The sequence below is a fragment of the Aquamicrobium sp. LC103 genome, assembly GCF_001014615.2.
In the GTDB taxonomy this organism is placed as follows: domain Bacteria; phylum Pseudomonadota; class Alphaproteobacteria; order Rhizobiales; family Rhizobiaceae; genus LBCQ02.
The window spans coordinates 273,847-288,046 of record NZ_LBCQ02000004.1 but is presented as its reverse complement, the minus strand read 5'-3'; the positions used below and the strand labels follow the sequence as shown (position 1 = coordinate 288,046).

General features: G+C 64.3%; 20 protein-coding genes. All 20 read right to left on the bottom strand.

The window, feature by feature from the left end; genetic code table 11:
* Nucleotides 1-17 precede the first annotated feature (17 nt).
* The 20 genes from XW59_RS10195 to rpsN all read right to left on the bottom strand — a co-directional run bounded on the left by XW59_RS10195 (nt 18) and on the right by rpsN (nt 14,200).
* Entirely contained in the window at nt 18-359 is a 342-nt protein-coding gene (locus tag XW59_RS10195) for a winged helix-turn-helix domain-containing protein (RefSeq protein WP_047144831.1), read from the bottom strand.
* Nucleotides 360-467: 108 nt separating this feature from the next.
* On the bottom strand, nt 468-1,547 hold the full coding sequence (gene modC / locus XW59_RS10190; RefSeq protein ID WP_137327006.1) for a molybdenum ABC transporter ATP-binding protein: 1,080 nt from the start codon (nt 1,545-1,547) through the stop codon (nt 468-470).
* Nucleotides 1,544-2,245: a molybdate ABC transporter permease subunit gene (gene modB, locus XW59_RS10185; protein WP_047144829.1), complete on the bottom strand. Its 702-nt coding sequence runs from the start codon at nt 2,243-2,245 to the stop codon at nt 1,544-1,546. Before modB ends, modC begins: the two co-directional genes overlap by 4 nt.
* Before the next feature lie 5 nt (nt 2,246-2,250).
* Complete coding sequence (gene modA, locus XW59_RS10180) at nt 2,251-3,054, bottom strand: molybdate ABC transporter substrate-binding protein (RefSeq protein WP_047144828.1); 804 nt, start codon at nt 3,052-3,054, stop codon at nt 2,251-2,253.
* Between the two features lie 193 nt (nt 3,055-3,247).
* Nucleotides 3,248-4,546 carry a replication-associated recombination protein A gene (locus tag XW59_RS29790; protein ID WP_047144827.1) on the bottom strand — a complete coding sequence of 433 codons (1,299 nt, stop codon included), beginning with the start codon at nt 4,544-4,546 and terminating at the stop codon, nt 3,248-3,250.
* Between the two features lie 108 nt (nt 4,547-4,654).
* Entirely contained in the window at nt 4,655-6,133 is a 1,479-nt protein-coding gene (locus XW59_RS10170) for a DegQ family serine endoprotease (RefSeq protein ID WP_047144826.1), read from the bottom strand.
* A gap of 162 nt (nt 6,134-6,295) precedes the next feature.
* Nucleotides 6,296-6,727 carry a 50S ribosomal protein L17 gene (gene rplQ / locus XW59_RS10165; protein ID WP_047144825.1) on the bottom strand — a complete coding sequence of 144 codons (432 nt, stop codon included), beginning with the start codon at nt 6,725-6,727 and terminating at the stop codon, nt 6,296-6,298.
* Nucleotides 6,728-6,766: 39 nt separating this feature from the next.
* Complete coding sequence (locus XW59_RS10160; RefSeq protein WP_047144824.1) at nt 6,767-7,777, bottom strand: DNA-directed RNA polymerase subunit alpha; 1,011 nt, start codon at nt 7,775-7,777, stop codon at nt 6,767-6,769.
* Nucleotides 7,778-7,883: 106 nt separating this feature from the next.
* Nucleotides 7,884-8,273, bottom strand: coding sequence for a 30S ribosomal protein S11 (gene rpsK, locus XW59_RS10155; RefSeq protein WP_047144823.1), 390 nt, complete (start codon nt 8,271-8,273; stop codon nt 7,884-7,886).
* 156 nt (nt 8,274-8,429) lie between these two features.
* Nucleotides 8,430-8,798 (bottom strand): 30S ribosomal protein S13, encoded by a 369-nt coding sequence (gene rpsM, locus XW59_RS10150; protein ID WP_047144972.1) that lies wholly within the window; start codon nt 8,796-8,798, stop codon nt 8,430-8,432.
* A 187-nt stretch (nt 8,799-8,985) separates the two neighbouring features.
* Nucleotides 8,986-9,579, bottom strand: coding sequence for an adenylate kinase (locus tag XW59_RS10145; RefSeq protein ID WP_047144822.1), 594 nt, complete (start codon nt 9,577-9,579; stop codon nt 8,986-8,988).
* Entirely contained in the window at nt 9,576-10,916 is a 1,341-nt protein-coding gene (gene secY / locus XW59_RS10140; RefSeq protein ID WP_047144821.1) for a preprotein translocase subunit SecY, read from the bottom strand. The genes XW59_RS10145 and secY overlap by 4 nt, the downstream gene beginning before the upstream one ends.
* Nucleotides 10,880-11,068 (bottom strand): hypothetical protein, encoded by a 189-nt coding sequence (locus XW59_RS10135; RefSeq protein ID WP_047144820.1) that lies wholly within the window; start codon nt 11,066-11,068, stop codon nt 10,880-10,882. Before XW59_RS10135 ends, secY begins: the two co-directional genes overlap by 37 nt.
* Nucleotides 11,069-11,098: 30 nt before the next feature.
* Complete coding sequence (rplO, locus tag XW59_RS10130) at nt 11,099-11,572, bottom strand: 50S ribosomal protein L15 (protein WP_047144819.1); 474 nt, start codon at nt 11,570-11,572, stop codon at nt 11,099-11,101.
* Between the two features lie 18 nt (nt 11,573-11,590).
* On the bottom strand, nt 11,591-11,788 hold the full coding sequence (gene rpmD / locus XW59_RS10125; RefSeq protein WP_047144818.1) for a 50S ribosomal protein L30: 198 nt from the start codon (nt 11,786-11,788) through the stop codon (nt 11,591-11,593).
* Nucleotides 11,789-11,820: 32 nt separating this feature from the next.
* Entirely contained in the window at nt 11,821-12,390 is a 570-nt protein-coding gene (gene rpsE, locus XW59_RS10120; protein WP_047144817.1) for a 30S ribosomal protein S5, read from the bottom strand.
* A gap of 79 nt (nt 12,391-12,469) precedes the next feature.
* On the bottom strand, nt 12,470-12,829 hold the full coding sequence (gene rplR, locus XW59_RS10115) for a 50S ribosomal protein L18 (protein ID WP_047144816.1): 360 nt from the start codon (nt 12,827-12,829) through the stop codon (nt 12,470-12,472).
* An 80-nt stretch (nt 12,830-12,909) separates the two neighbouring features.
* A complete protein-coding gene (gene rplF / locus XW59_RS10110) occupies nt 12,910-13,443 on the bottom strand; it encodes a 50S ribosomal protein L6 (protein WP_047144815.1) in 534 nt (177 codons plus the stop codon).
* A gap of 40 nt (nt 13,444-13,483) precedes the next feature.
* Nucleotides 13,484-13,882 carry a 30S ribosomal protein S8 gene (gene rpsH / locus XW59_RS10105; RefSeq protein ID WP_047144814.1) on the bottom strand — a complete coding sequence of 133 codons (399 nt, stop codon included), beginning with the start codon at nt 13,880-13,882 and terminating at the stop codon, nt 13,484-13,486.
* Nucleotides 13,883-13,894: 12 nt separating this feature from the next.
* Nucleotides 13,895-14,200, bottom strand: coding sequence for a 30S ribosomal protein S14 (rpsN, locus tag XW59_RS10100; protein ID WP_047144813.1), 306 nt, complete (start codon nt 14,198-14,200; stop codon nt 13,895-13,897).

The following is a 14,200-nucleotide window of genomic DNA, read 5'->3' as shown; positions in this document are numbered from 1 at the left end:
ATGCCGCATCCGTCCTGTCAGGCGGCATCGATCTCCGCCTGCAGGGCGGAGATGTGCGACGCCGCGACCGAATTCGCCGCCCGCTCGATCGCGCGGAACCGGCTGACGACCGCGAGCCCCACCGCGGTTAGCTGCGCTCCGCCGCCTTTCCGGCCGCCGGTCTGGGCCGACACGACCGGCTTGCCGAATATCCGGTTCATCTCCTCGACCAGATCCCAGGCGCGCTTGTAGGACATGTTCATGCCGCGCGCCGCCGCCGAGATCGAGCCGAACGCGGCGATCTGCTCGAGCAGCTCGATCTTTCCCGGTCCGATCCTTCCGTCTGGATCGAGGTCTATCCGAAGACTGAGCGACGGCATCCGGCATGCTCCACGTGGTCATCAGGTTCGCCGGCGAGGCGTTATCACCCTTTTGGTATAACGACCGCCGCGCATGATGAACAGGCGGGAGCGGCCGCGAAACACAGCCTACGTCGCCGTCTCGAAGCTTACCGTCTTCACGATTGCGAAGACGCTTTGTCCCTTCGAAAGACCAAGGCTCTCGACCGACTGGCGGGTGATGCGCGCGATGATCTTCTGCCCGCCGCAGTCGATGCCGATATCGGCGCCGGCGCCGTCGTCGAACTTCACCGCTTCGACCTTGCCCGCCAATATGTTCAGCGCGCTGATGCCCCTCGGCTCCGAGGTCGCGACGATGACGTCGCGCGCCCTGATCCTGATCCGCACCGTCCGGCCGATCTCGCTGGCAAGGCGCGGGACGCGCATCTCGCCGGCGGACGACCTCAGCACCGTCATGCCGTAGCGCTCGTCCTGGGCGGCGATCGACATGTCGAGCACGGCGCCGCCCTCGCCCCGTTCCTCCGCCGGCAGAAGATCGATCCGCTGCATGACCTGCGCCGTCGGTCCGGCCGCGGTCACCCTGCCCGCCGAGAGCATCACCACGTCGGTGGCGAGCCGCGCCACCTCCGCGATCGAGTGGCTGACATAGACGATCGGTATCTTCGTCTCGTCACGAAGGCGCTCGATATAGGGCATTATCTCGGCCTTGCGCGCTTCGTCCAGCGAGGCGAGCGGCTCGTCCATCAGGATCAGCCGCGGGCTGGCGATCAGTGCCCGTCCGATCGCCACGCGCTGCTTCTCGCCGCCGGAAAGGAAGGCCGGCCTGCGATCGAGCAGGTGGCCGATGCCCAAGAGGTCGATGACGCCTTCCATATTCGCATAACGATCGTTAGACGGCGTGAACCAGCGCCCGTAGCAGAGGTTCTGGCTCACCGACAGATGCGGAAAAAGCCGAGCGTCCTGAAATACATAGCCGATTCTCCTCTTGTGCTTCGGCAGGAAGGTTCTGGTCTTGGTGTCGACGAGCACGCGACTATCGGCCACGATTCGCCCCGTTTTGGGTCGGATAAGCCCGCCGATCAGATTGACGAGCGACGTCTTGCCCGAACCGGAAGGGCCGAACAGCGCCGTCAGGCCGCCGTCGCTCTCGAAGGAGGCCTCCAGCGAGAAGTCGCCCAGCCGATGGCTTATCTCGACGGAGAGCGTCATTCGACGTCCATCCGCCGCCCGACGCGACGCGCCAGCATTTCGGAGGCGACCAGGGCGCCCATCGCGATCACGATGGAGACGAGGGTCAGCCGCATCGCGCCGGCGTCGCCGCCAGGCACCTGGGTGAACGTATAGATCGCCGAAGGCAGCGTCTGCGTCTCACCGGGAATGTTGGAGACGAAGGTGATCGTGGCGCCGAACTCGCCCATCGCCTTGGCGAATGAGAGGATCATGCCGGCGATGATGCCGGGCAGGATCAACGGCAGGGTGATCGTCGCGAACACCCATGTCGGACTGGCCCCGAGCGTACCGGCGGCCGCCTCCAGCTTGCGGTCGACCGCCTCGATGGAAAGCCGGATCGCCCGCACCATCAGCGGAAACCCCATGATGCCGCATGCGAGCGCGGCTCCCGTCCAGCGGAAGGCGAAGACGATGCCGAAATTCTCCGCCAGGAAGGCACCAACGGGCCCGCGCCTGCCGAAGGTGAGGAGCAGAAGATAGCCCGTTACCACCGGCGGCAGGATCAACGGCAGATGCACGATGCCGTTCAGCACCGACTTGCCCCAGAAGCGGCCGCGCGCCAGAAGCATGGCGATCACGATGCCCGGCGGCAGGCTGGCGACCATGGCCCAGGTCGCCACCTTTATCGAAAGCTGAACCGCCGTCCATTCTTCCGGGCTAAGCCGCAGCCACTCCATATCGCTCAATTCGATGCGACGGGCGCCAGGAAGGTGAAGCCTTCGGCCTCGAAGAGCTGCTTCGCTTTCGCCGTCTGAAGATAGTTCAGGAATTCCGCAGCGTCAGCGTTGGTCGATTCCGCGGTTATTGCAACCGGATAGATGATCGGCTCATGGGTATCCTCCGGAAAGGTGCCGACGATCTTCACCCCTGGCTCGGCCGCGGCGTCCGTCTGATAGACGATCCCGAGAGGCGCTTCACCGGTGGCGACCAGCTTGAGCGCTGCGCGCACGTTCTCGGCCTGCGCGACCTTGCCCTCGACGGAGGCCCATACGCCGAGCGCCTCCAGCGCCGTCTTGCCGTACTTGCCGGCCGGCACCGCGTCGACATTGCCCATCGCGAGCCGCCCGTCCCCGAGCAGGCCGGAAAGGTCGAAATCCTTTGCGATCTCGGTCTCTACGGTCGAATCCTCCGGTGCCACCAGAACGATGCGGTTGCCGAGCAGGTTCGTCTCGGTATCCGGCTCGATCAGGTTCTTGTCCGAGAGATATTTCATCCAGTCGAGATCGGCGGAGATGAAGATGTCGGCCGGCGCGCCCTCCTCGATCTGCTTGGCGAGCGCCGAGCTGGAGGCATAGGAAACCGTCGTTTTCCTGCCCGCCTCCGCTTCCCAGGCCGTGTTCACGTTGTCGAGCGCGTTCTTGAGGCTCGCGGCCGCGAACACCGTCACGTCCTGCGCATGGGACGGCGCGACGGCGGCAAGCATAAGCGTTGCCGCCACGCCCGCGATCGCGGCGAATTTCGTTACAAAACGACGGCGTAAATGCATCTCGAAGCTCCCTCTGGCGAACGATCAGGCATGCCTTCATTCGCACGCCCGTACATCGATATATTCAACCGAATATAACAAGGAAAGCAAGCGCGATGCGGTGCGCACAGCTATTGAAAGACAGACGCCGCAAAATTAGGGGGCATCTATCTCATGTGCAGTATTCAGTTGAAAACAACGCCTGCGAAGGGAGTCAGTCGTCGCCGCGCTCCGCGCGGATCTTCTGCCAGTAATCCAGCCGCTTCCTGATCTCGCGCTCGAAACCGCGCTCGTTCGGACGGTAGAAGGCGGGACTCTCCTCGGCAAGCTCGTCGGGAAAGAATTCCTGCCCCGCATAGGCGTCGGGAAAGTCGTGGTCGTAGCGGTAGCCGCGACCGTAGCCGAGCTCCTTCATCAGTCGCGTGGGCGCGTTCAGTATGTGCATCGGCGGCGGCAAGGAGCCTGTCCGCTGCGCGAGTTCCAGCGCCGCATCGAAAGCGGAATAGGCGGCATTCGACTTGGGGGCCGTGGCGACATAGACGACCGCCTGCGCCAGGAACAGGCGTCCTTCCGGCCAGCCGACGCGTTCGAAGGCCTCCCAGGCGGAGACGACCAGCGGCATCGCCTGCGGGTCGGCCATGCCGACATCCTCGGAGGCGGCGCAGGCGAGCCGCCTGAACAGCGTGCGCGGATCCTCGCCCCCGGCGATCATGCGCGCGGCCCAGTAAAGCGCCGCCTGCACGTCGCTGCCGCGCAGGCTCTTGTGGAAGCAGCTCAGGAGATTGTAGTGGCCTTCCTGCGCCTTGTCGTAGACCGGCGCGCGCTTCTGCACGGTTTGCGCAAGTCCGGCAATATCGAGGGGCTCGGCGGCATCGAGGGAGAGAAGTTCCTCGCAGAGGCCCAGAAGATAGCGCGCGTCGCCGTCCGCCATGTCGACGAGGGCACGCCGTGCTTCCTCGTTGAGCGGCAGCGGCTTGCCGGCGTGCTCCTCCGCGCGCAGAAGCAGGTCTTCCAGCGCGGCGACATCCAGGCGATTGAGCGTGTAGACGCGCGCCCGCGAAAGCAGCGCGGCGACGATGCTGAAGCTCGGGTTTTCGGTGGTCGCGCCGATGAGCACCACGGTGCCGTCCTCGACATGGGGCAGCAATGCGTCCTGCGTCGTCCGGTTGAAACGGTGCAATTCGTCGATGAAGAGCGCGGTCTGGCGGCCGGAGGAGAAGCGCAGCCCCTTGGCGCCCTCGATCACCTTGCGCAGGTCTGCAATGCCGGCCGAGACCGCCGAGATTTGAACGAACTCGACGCCCGCCTCCTGCGCCACCAGCCGGGCGATCGTGGTCTTTCCGGTGCCGGGCGGCCCCCATAGGACGAAGGAGGAAAGCCTCTTGGCCGAGACCATGCGCGCGATCGGACCGTCCTTGGCGAGAAGGTGGTCCTGGCCGATCACGTCGGCAAGCTTCTTCGGCCGCAGCTCTTCGGCGAGCGGCCTCGGTGCGGTCGTTTCGAAAAGGCTCATCTCGTCAGCCTTGGGTCGGGACCGGCGGAATTCGCCGGACGGTTGCAGCATGCGCCATCCGCCTGTCCCGCGAGACAGGCGGCATCAGGCACATATAGGGTCGATCGCTCAATAACGCAGCATCTGCTGCATGAGCCGGCCGTCGCGCTCCACCGTGAAACGCCACCAGCGCGTCTCCGCGGCAGCGGCCTCGCGCAGCTTCTCCGGCGTGTCGATCGTCTCGCCATTGACCTCGCGCACGATGTCCTTCGGACGCAGCCCGAAGCCGGCCGCCGGCGAGTTGCGGTCTATCTCGACCACGGTGACGCCCTTGGCCTGCGCGTTCATTCCCAGCCGCTGGGCGAGCCTGGGCGAAAGCTCCGCCACCTTCGCGCCGGCGAACGGGCTGCGGCCCTCGATGATGATCTCGGCGCTCGACGTGCCGGCCGGCGGCCGGATCAGCTCGATGTCGACCGCATGCTCCTGACCACCGCTCAGGACCTGCAGCTGGGCGACGGTGCCCGCCGTCTGCGTGGCAAGACGGTAGCCGAGCGCGTCCGGATGCTCGATCGGGGCGCCGTTCATGGCCAGCACCACGTCGCCCGGCTTCAGACCCGCCTTGGCCGCCGGTCCTTCGGGTTCGACCGCCCGCACCAGCGCGCCGCTCGGTCGCGGCATGCCGAGCGCCTCGGCGATCTGCGCCGTCACGCTTTCAAAGCTCGCGCCGACGAAGGGCCGTTCGTAATAATCGAGCCCCTCCTTCGCGGCCGCCACCACCGCGCGCACCATGTTCGACGGAATGGCGAAACCGATGCCGATGGAACCGCCCGAACGGCTGAAGATCGCCGTATTGATGCCGACGACCTCGCCATCCATGTCGATCAGCGCGCCGCCCGAATTGCCGGGATTGATCGCCGCGTCGGTCTGGATGAAGAAGCCGAAATCGCTGACGCCGATATGGGTGCGCGCGAGCCCCGAGACGATGCCGCTCGTCGTCGTCTGGCCGACCCCGAACGGATTGCCGATGGCAATGACCAGATCGCCGACCTCGAGCGCGTCGGAATCGCCCAGCGGCACGATCGGAAAGGGCTCGGGGGACTCGATCTTCAGGACCGCGAGATCGAGCGATTCGTCCTTCAGCAATATCTTGCTGTTGAACTCGCGCCCGTCCGACATGGCGACCTTCACGTCATCGGCGTCGCGGATGACGTGGTAGTTGGTCACGACATAACCCGTCGGATCGACGAGCACGCCGGAACCGAGCGACGACTGCACGCGCGGCGGCATCTGACGGCCGAAGAAACGCTCGAAGAACGGATCTCCGGCAAACGGCGAATTTGCCGCCTGGCGCTGCTGCGAGGCGTAGACGTTGACGACCGCGGGGCTGGTCTGCTTGACCAAGGGCGCGAAGGAAAGCTGCATTTCCTCGCGGCCGAACGGAACGCGTTTGTCGACGGGCGCGCTCTCGCCGCCGCGAAGCAGATCGGTCAGCACATCCGACAGTTCCTTCCCGATCTTCTCCTGGGCGAAGCCGGGGGCTGACGACAGGGCAGCGGCGACGGAGATGGCTCCGGCGGCGACCAGTGCGAAAAACTTCTTGCGACGCATTAAGAATCCTCATCGGCACGATGCGAGCCCATTTTCATGATGATTGTGCAAAATGAAAGGCTCGAACGCGGCGCTTCGCGTCTCGATTGACGCACCCGCCCCTTCAATGAAAAAAAGGGGCCGTGGAGGCCCCTTTTTCAAGCATTTGATGCGATCAGGCGATCAGGCGGCCTCGGCCTCGCTGCTGGTCTCCTCGGCCTCCACGCGGGCGCGGTCGGCGGCACCCTTGGCCGAGACGTCGCGGTCGACGAACTCGATCACGGCCATCGGGGCGTTGTCGCCGTGGCGGAAGCCTGCCTTCATGATGCGCAGATAGCCGCCGTGACGGTCCGCATAGCGCGGAGCGATCGTGTCGAACAGGCGCTTGGCCAGCGCATCCGAGCGGATCGCGGCGATCACCTGGCGACGGGCGTGCAGGTCGCCGCGCTTGCCGAGCGTGACGAGCTTCTCCACGATAGGACGCAGCTCCTTGGCCTTCGGCAGCGTGGTGACGATCTGCTCATGTTCGATGAGCGAGGCGGCCATGTTCGAAAACAGCGCCTTGCGGTGGCTTACGGTACGGTTCAGCCGGCGGCCGGATTTTCCGTGGCGCATGAGCCTTCTCCTTCAATCTGGTTCCAGAGGCGCTGGGCCTCAATATTGATCTTCGTAACGCTTGGCGAGATCTTCGATGTTCTCCGGCGGCCAATCCGGCACTTCCATGCCGAGATGCAGGCCCATGGAGGCAAGCACTTCCTTGATCTCGTTGAGCGACTTGCGTCCGAAATTCGGCGTGCGGAGCATTTCCGCCTCCGTCTTCTGGATCAGGTCGCCGATATAGACGATGTTGTCGTTCTTCAGGCAGTTGGCCGAACGGACCGAAAGCTCCAGCTCGTCCACCTTCTTGAGCAGCGCCGGGTTGAAGGCGAGCTCGGTGACCTGCTCGGCGGCGACTTCCTTCTGCGGCTCCTCGAAATTGACGAAGAGCGCAAGCTGGTCCTGCAGGATGCGCGCGGCAAAAGCCACCGCGTCCTCGCCGGTGACGGCGCCGTTGGTCTCGATGGTCATGGTCAGCTTGTCATAGTCCAGAACCTGGCCCTCGCGGGTGTTCTCGACCTTGTAGGAAACCTTCTTGACCGGCGAGTAGAGGCTGTCGACCGGGATGAGCCCGATCGGCGCGTCCTCGGCGCGGTTGCGGTCCGCCGGCACGTAGCCCTTGCCGGTGTCGACGGTGAACTCCATGCGGATCTCCGCGCCCTCGTCCAGCGTGCAGATCACGTGGTCGGGGTTGAGGATTTCCACGTCGCCGACCGTCTGGATGTCGCCCGCCGTGACGGCGCCCGGACCCTGCTTGCGCACGACCATGCGCTTCGGGCCCTCGCCTTCCATGCGGATGGCGATTTCCTTGATGTTCAGCACGATGTCGGTGACGTCTTCGCGCACACCGGCGATCGAGGAGAATTCGTGCAGAACGCCGTCGATCTGGACGGCGGTGACGGCGGCGCCGCGCAGCGACGACAGCAGGACGCGGCGAATCGCGTTGCCCAGCGTCAGTCCGAAGCCACGCTCGAGCGGCTCGGCGACGAGCGTCGTCAGCGTCCGGCCCTTGGACGAAAACTCGATCTTGTTCGGCTTGATCAGTTCTTGCCAGTTCTTCTGGATCATTCAGATTTTCCTTCCGTTTCCCGCACCATCCAATCGTGACGGGTAAATCTGGAAACCGCGAGAGGAGCGCCGGTGAAGGCGCTCGTCGGGTGATGCCTGCTAATCGTCAGACGCGGCGCTTCTTGCGCGGGCGGCAGCCATTGTGCGGGATCGGCGTCACGTCGCGGATCGACGTGATGGTGAAGCCCGCGGCCTGCAGCGCGCGAAGCGCGGATTCGCGGCCCGAACCCGGTCCGCAAACCTCGACCTCGAGCGTACGCATGCCGTGCTCCTGCGCCTTCTTCGCGCAGTCCTCGGCGGCAACCTGCGCCGCGAACGGCGTCGACTTGCGCGAGCCCTTGAAGCCCTGCGCGCCGGCCGAAGACCAGGCGATCGCATTGCCCTGGGCGTCGGTGATGGTGATCATGGTGTTGTTGAACGTCGAATTGACGTGAGCGACACCGGAGGAGATGTTCTTGCGTTCGCGACGGCGAACCCGTGCGGCTTCCTTGGCCATGGTAGTCCTTTCAACGATATCTTCGCCGCCGTAGTGCCAGCGGCTACACCTGGAAGGGAGTAAGGGAGTAGGGAAATAGGGGAGTATGTTTCGGTCGCAGCTGGCCGCAACGCATTCACATACTTCCCCTACTCCCTTACTCCCCTATTCCCCAAATTACTTCTTCTTACCGGCGATGGCCTTTGCCGGACCCTTGCGGGTACGGGCATTGGTGTGCGTGCGCTGGCCGCGAACCGGCAGCGAGCGGCGGTGGCGCAGGCCTCGGTAGCAGCCCAGATCCATCAGGCGCTTGATGTTCATCGAGACTTCGCGGCGCAGGTCGCCCTCGACCTGGTAGTCGCGGTCGATCGCTTCGCGGATCTGCAGCACTTCGGCGTCGGTCAGCTGGTTGACGCGACGGTCGAGCGGAATGCCGACCTTCTCGACGATCTCCGAGGCGAACTTCGGGCCGATTCCGTGAATGTACTGAAGCGCGATGATGACGCGCTTGTTCGTGGGTATGTTGACGCCGGCTATACGGGCCATCTTCTTCTCCATCTGGGCCGGCGAACCGGCGTTTCAATGTTTGCCCGCGTCCGGTGGAGGCCGGCCCTTGCGGGTGTTTCCCTATCGATGCGGCAACAGGCCCGTCGAGGGGCCTCTGCTTCATACCTGAATGGAAGACGCGCCGCTATAATCCAGCAAGCAAAAATAGTCAACCATCGGCAGGTGTTTATTTATCCGCCGTCTCCGACAGAATTTCCTCGATCTTGGCGGTGACCGTATCCATGTCGGCCATGCCGTCGATCGTCTTCAGCTCGCCGGTACCGGCATAATACTGCGAAAGCGGCGCCGTCTTCTCGCGATATTCGTTGAGCCGCTTCTTGAAGGATTCGGGATTGTCGTCCGCCCTCGCCTGCCCCCCGGCGGCGACGGTGTCCGAAACCCGCTTCTCCATGCGCCTGACCAGCGCGGACTCGTCGACCTTGAGCTCGATGACGGCGTTGAGGCGCAGCCCCTTGCCGGCAAGCATCGCGCCCAGCGCCTCGGCCTGGGGCACGGTGCGCGGATAGCCGTCGAGAATGAAGCCCCTGCCGCAGTCCTGCTGGTCGATGCGTTCCGAGACGATCTGGTTGACGATGTCGTCGGAAACGAGCTGCCCCGCATCCATCACCGCCTTGGCGCGCCTTCCGACTTCAGTTCCGTTGGCAACCGCCGCGCGCAGCATGTCGCCGGTCGAAAGCTGCGGTATGCCGTGTCGCTCGACCAGCCTCTGTGCTTGCGTCCCCTTGCCCGCTCCCGGCGGCCCAAGCAGAATTAATCTCATCGTCCCCTCTTTCCTCCGCGCAGCTTCGACTTCTTGATAAGGCCTTCATACTGGTGGGCGATCAGGTGGCCTTGAACCTGCGCAACCGTGTCGAGCGTGACGCTGACGACGATCAGAAGCGACGTGCCGCCGAGATAGAACGGGACGCCGGTCGCCGAAATCAGGAATTCCGGCATCAGGCAGACGAGAACGAGGTAGATCGCGCCCACGACCGTGATGCGGGTGAGCACGTAGTCGATATATTCCGCCGTCCGCTCGCCCGGGCGATATCCCGGGATGAAGCCCGAATGCTTCTTGAGCTGGTCGGCCGTGTCCTTCGGGTTGAACACGATCGCCGTGTAGAAGAAGGCAAAGAAGACGATCATGGCCGCGTAGAGGAGCATGTAGAGCGGCTGTCCGTGGCCGAGCGTGGCCAGAACCGTGCTCGCCCAGGCGGGCAGCGTCGTCGTGTCGGAGAAGCCTGCGACGGTGGCGGGCAGCAGCAGCAGCGACGAGGCGAAGATCGGCGGGATGACGCCGGCCGTGTTCAGCTTCAACGGCAGGTGCGAGGTGTCGCCCTGGAACATGCGGTTGCCGACCTGGCGTTTCGGATACTGGATCAGAAGCCGGCGCTGCGCGCGTTCGAAGAAGACGATCACGGCGATCACCACGATCGCGAGAATGATGATGGCGAGGATCAGGCCGGTCGACAGGGCGCCGGTGCGGCCGAGCTCCAGCGTGCCGCTGATCGCGGACGGCAAGCCGGCGACGATGCCGGAGAAGATGATGAGCGAGATGCCGTTGCCGATGCCGCGCGCGGTGATCTGCTCGCCGAGCCACATCAGGAACATCGTGCCGCCGACGAGCGTGATCACCGTCGATATGCGGAAGAACCAGCCCGGATCGGTGACGATCTGGTTGCCTCCCTCGAGGCCGACGGCGATGCCGTAGGCCTGCACGGTCGCCAGAATCACCGTGCCGTACCGGGTGTACTGGTTGATGACCTTGCGGCCCTGCTCGCCTTCCTTCTTCAACTGCTCGAGCGTCGGGATGATCGACGTCATGAGCTGCATGATGATGGAGGCGGAGATGTAGGGCATGATGCCCAGCGCGAAGATCGCCATACGCTCGACCGCGCCGCCCGCGAACATGTTGAACATGCCGAGCACGCCGCCGGATTGTTGCTGGAAGGCCTGGGCGAAGGCATCGGGATTGATTCCCGGCAGCGGGATATAGGTGCCGAGCCGGTAGACAAGCAGCGCGCCGAGCGTGAACCAGATTCGTTTCTTCAGATCCTCGGCCTTGGCGAAGGCCGCAAAGTTCAGGTTTGACGCAAGTTGTTCTGCTGCCGATGCCATGGAAAATTCTCCGCTTCGTCACGCAAGAGAACCCGCTCGAAGCGGGTAGCGCGTGCCGCCGAGCCCACGAAATAGGCTTCGTCCGGCAAAGATGCAAGCGGCGGCTTGCGCATGTTGACCGGATCGAGAAAATTTCGATCGGGCCAGATCATGAGCAAGCCGCCGCGTAAAGGAAGTGCCAGTTACTCGGCTGCCGCCTGTTCGGGCAGTTTGACCGATCCGCCAGCCTTCTCGACCTTCTCGATCGCCGACTTGGAGGCGCCGGCGATGTCGAAATTGACCTTCGTCGTCAGTTCGCCGCCGCCCAGGAGGCGAACACCGTCCTTGGCACGGCGAAGCACGCCCGCCTTGACCAGCGTCTCGACCGTCACCGTCTCCTTGGCGTCGAGCTTCTTGGCATCGATCGCCGTCTGGACCCGGCCGAGGGAAACCTCGTTGTAGTCCTTGGCGAAGATGTTCTTGAAGCCGCGCTTCGGCAGGCGACGATACAGCGGCATCTGGCCGCCCTCGAAGCCGTTGATGGCGACGCCCGAACGGGACTTCTGACCCTTCACGCCGCGACCGCCGGTCTTGCCGGAGCCGGAGCCGATGCCGCGGCCGACGCGCTTGGGCGCCTTGGTGGCGCCGTCAACGTCACGCAGTTCGTTGAGTTTCATGATATCGCTCCTGCGGTCTTACGCCTCGTCCACGACACGGACGAGGTGCTGCACCTTGGCGATCATTCCGCGAACGGAGGGGGTGTCCTCCAGGGTGCTGCGCTTGTGCATCTTGTTGAGGCCGAGGCCGATCAGCGTCGCACGCTGCTCGGCCGGGCGGCGGATGGGGCTGCCGGTCTGTTCGACAGTCAGAGTCTTGCTCTGCTTCTTAGCCATGATCCAATTCCCTTGATCAGTCGCCCGGCGGACTATTCGTCAGCCGACACGGCAGCGCCGCGGCGCGCCTGCAGAGCCGAGTACTTGATGCCGCGCTGGGCAGCAACGTCCTTCGGATGCATCTGGCTCTTCAGTGCGTCGAACGTGGCGCGCACCATGTTGTACGGGTTCGACGAACCCATGGACTTCGCGACGACGTCATGAACGCCCAGCGTCTCGAAAACCGCGCGCATCGGGCCGCCGGCGATGATGCCGGTACCGGCCTTGGCGGCGCGCAGGAGGACGCGGCCGGCGCCGTGACGGCCGTGAACGTCGTGGTGAAGCGTGCGGCCGCCGCGCAGCGGCACGAAGATCATGTCGCGCTTGGCGCTCTCGGTGGCCTTGCGGATCGCCTCGGGCACTTCGCGGGCCTTGCCGTGGCCGAAGCCGACGCGGCCCTTCTGGTCGCCGACGACGACGAGGGCTGCAAAGCCGAAGCGACGGCCGCCCTTGACGACCTTGGCGACGCGGTTGATGTGGACGAGCTTGTCGACGATACCGTCGTCGCGCTCTTCGCGGTCCCGGCCGCGATCGCGGCCACCGTCCCTACGTTCTTGTGCCATTATCCTGATCCTTATTCTTTTCCGGAAGCACAGTTGGGTGAAAAGGCCGGACGCGGGTTCCCCGTACCGGCCCGGTTCCTTAGAAGCTCAGACCGCCTTCGCGGGCAGCTTCCGCAAGCGCCTTGACGCGACCGTGATAGATGTACGGTCCGCGATCGAAGACGACTTCCTTGATGCCGGCCTTGGCGGCGCGCTCGGCAAGCAGCTTGCCGACGGCTGCGGCGGCAGCAGCGTCAGCGCCGGTCTTCAGGGCTCCCTTGAGATCCTTCTCCAGCGTCGAAGCGGAGGCCAGGGTGTGGCCTTTCGAATCGTCGATGACCTGCGCGTAGATGTTCTTGGACGAACGGTAAACGGAAAGACGCGGACGATCGCCCGCGACCTTCTTGAGCTGACGGCGCACGCGCGACGCGCGACGCTGAACGGTTTCTTTCGAAGCCATGATCTAGTTCCTTGCCTTCTGAAACGGGTGCGGCCATCTGCGGTAAGCTTCTGCGCTTCCCGCGACCGCGCACCGCGGCGTTACTTCTTCTTGCCTTCCTTGCGCACGATGCGCTCGCCGGCATAACGGACGCCCTTGCCCTTGTAGGGCTCGGGACCGCGATACTTGCGTATTTCCGCTGCGACCTGGCCGACCACCTGCTTGTCGACGCCGGTCACGACGATCTCCGTCGGCTTCGGCACCGCGATGGTGACGCCCTGCGGGGCCTCATAGATGACGTCGTGGCTGAAGCCAAGAGCAAGCTGCAAATTCTTGCCCTGCATCGCGGCGCGGTAACCCACACCGGTGATCTCGAGCCGGCGCTCGAAGCCGTCCTTGACGCCCTGCAGGAGGTTCTGGATCTGCGTGCGCGACATGCCCCACTTGGAGCGGGCGTCCTTCGACTGGTCGCGCGGCTGCACGGCGATCTCGCCTTCCTCCAGCTTGACGAGCACTTCGTCGTTGACGACGAACTTGAGCTCGCCCTTCGGGCCCTTGGCGGTGACCGTCTGGCCATCCACGCTGGCGGTGACGCCCTGCGGGACTGCTACCGGTTTCTTGCCTATACGAGACATGATGTCGTCCTCGTCCTTTATATCTGTTCAGCCGTCACGATCAGAAGATCTGGCAGAGAACTTCTCCGCCGACATTCTGCTCACGGGCCTCGTGATCGGCCATCACGCCCTTCGGCGTGGACAGGATCGAAATGCCGAGGCCGTTCGCAACGTGCGGGATCGACTTGACCGACACGTAAACGCGGCGGCCCGGCTTCGAAACGCGGGCGATCTCGCGGATCACCGGCTCGCCGTCGAAATATTTCAGCTCGATCTCGATCTCCGACTTGCCGTTGCCGTAGTCGACCTGGCTGTAGTCGCGGATGTAGCCTTCCGACTTCAGCACGTCGAGAACGCGGGCACGCAGGCGCGACGCCGGCGTGGAGACCTTGGTCTTCTTGCGGCCATAGGCGTTGCGGATGCGGGTCAGCATATCGCCGAGGGGATCACTCATGGACATGGTCTGCCCTCCTTACCAGCTGGACTTGACAAGGCCCGGGATCAGGCCGTTGTTGCCGAGTTCACGCAGCGCGACGCGCGACATCTTCAGCTTGCGATAGTAGGCGCGCGGACGGCCCGTCACCTCGCAACGGTTGCGGATACGCGTCTTGGCGGAATTGCGCGGGAGCGAGGCAAGCTTGAGCTGCGCCCGGAAGCGCTCTTCCATCGGCAGGCTCTGGTTCATGACGATCGCCTTGAGTTCCGCGCGCTTGGCAGCGTAGCGGTCCACAAGCTTGCGGCGCCTGTTGTTCTTCTCGACTGAGCTGGTCTTGGCCAT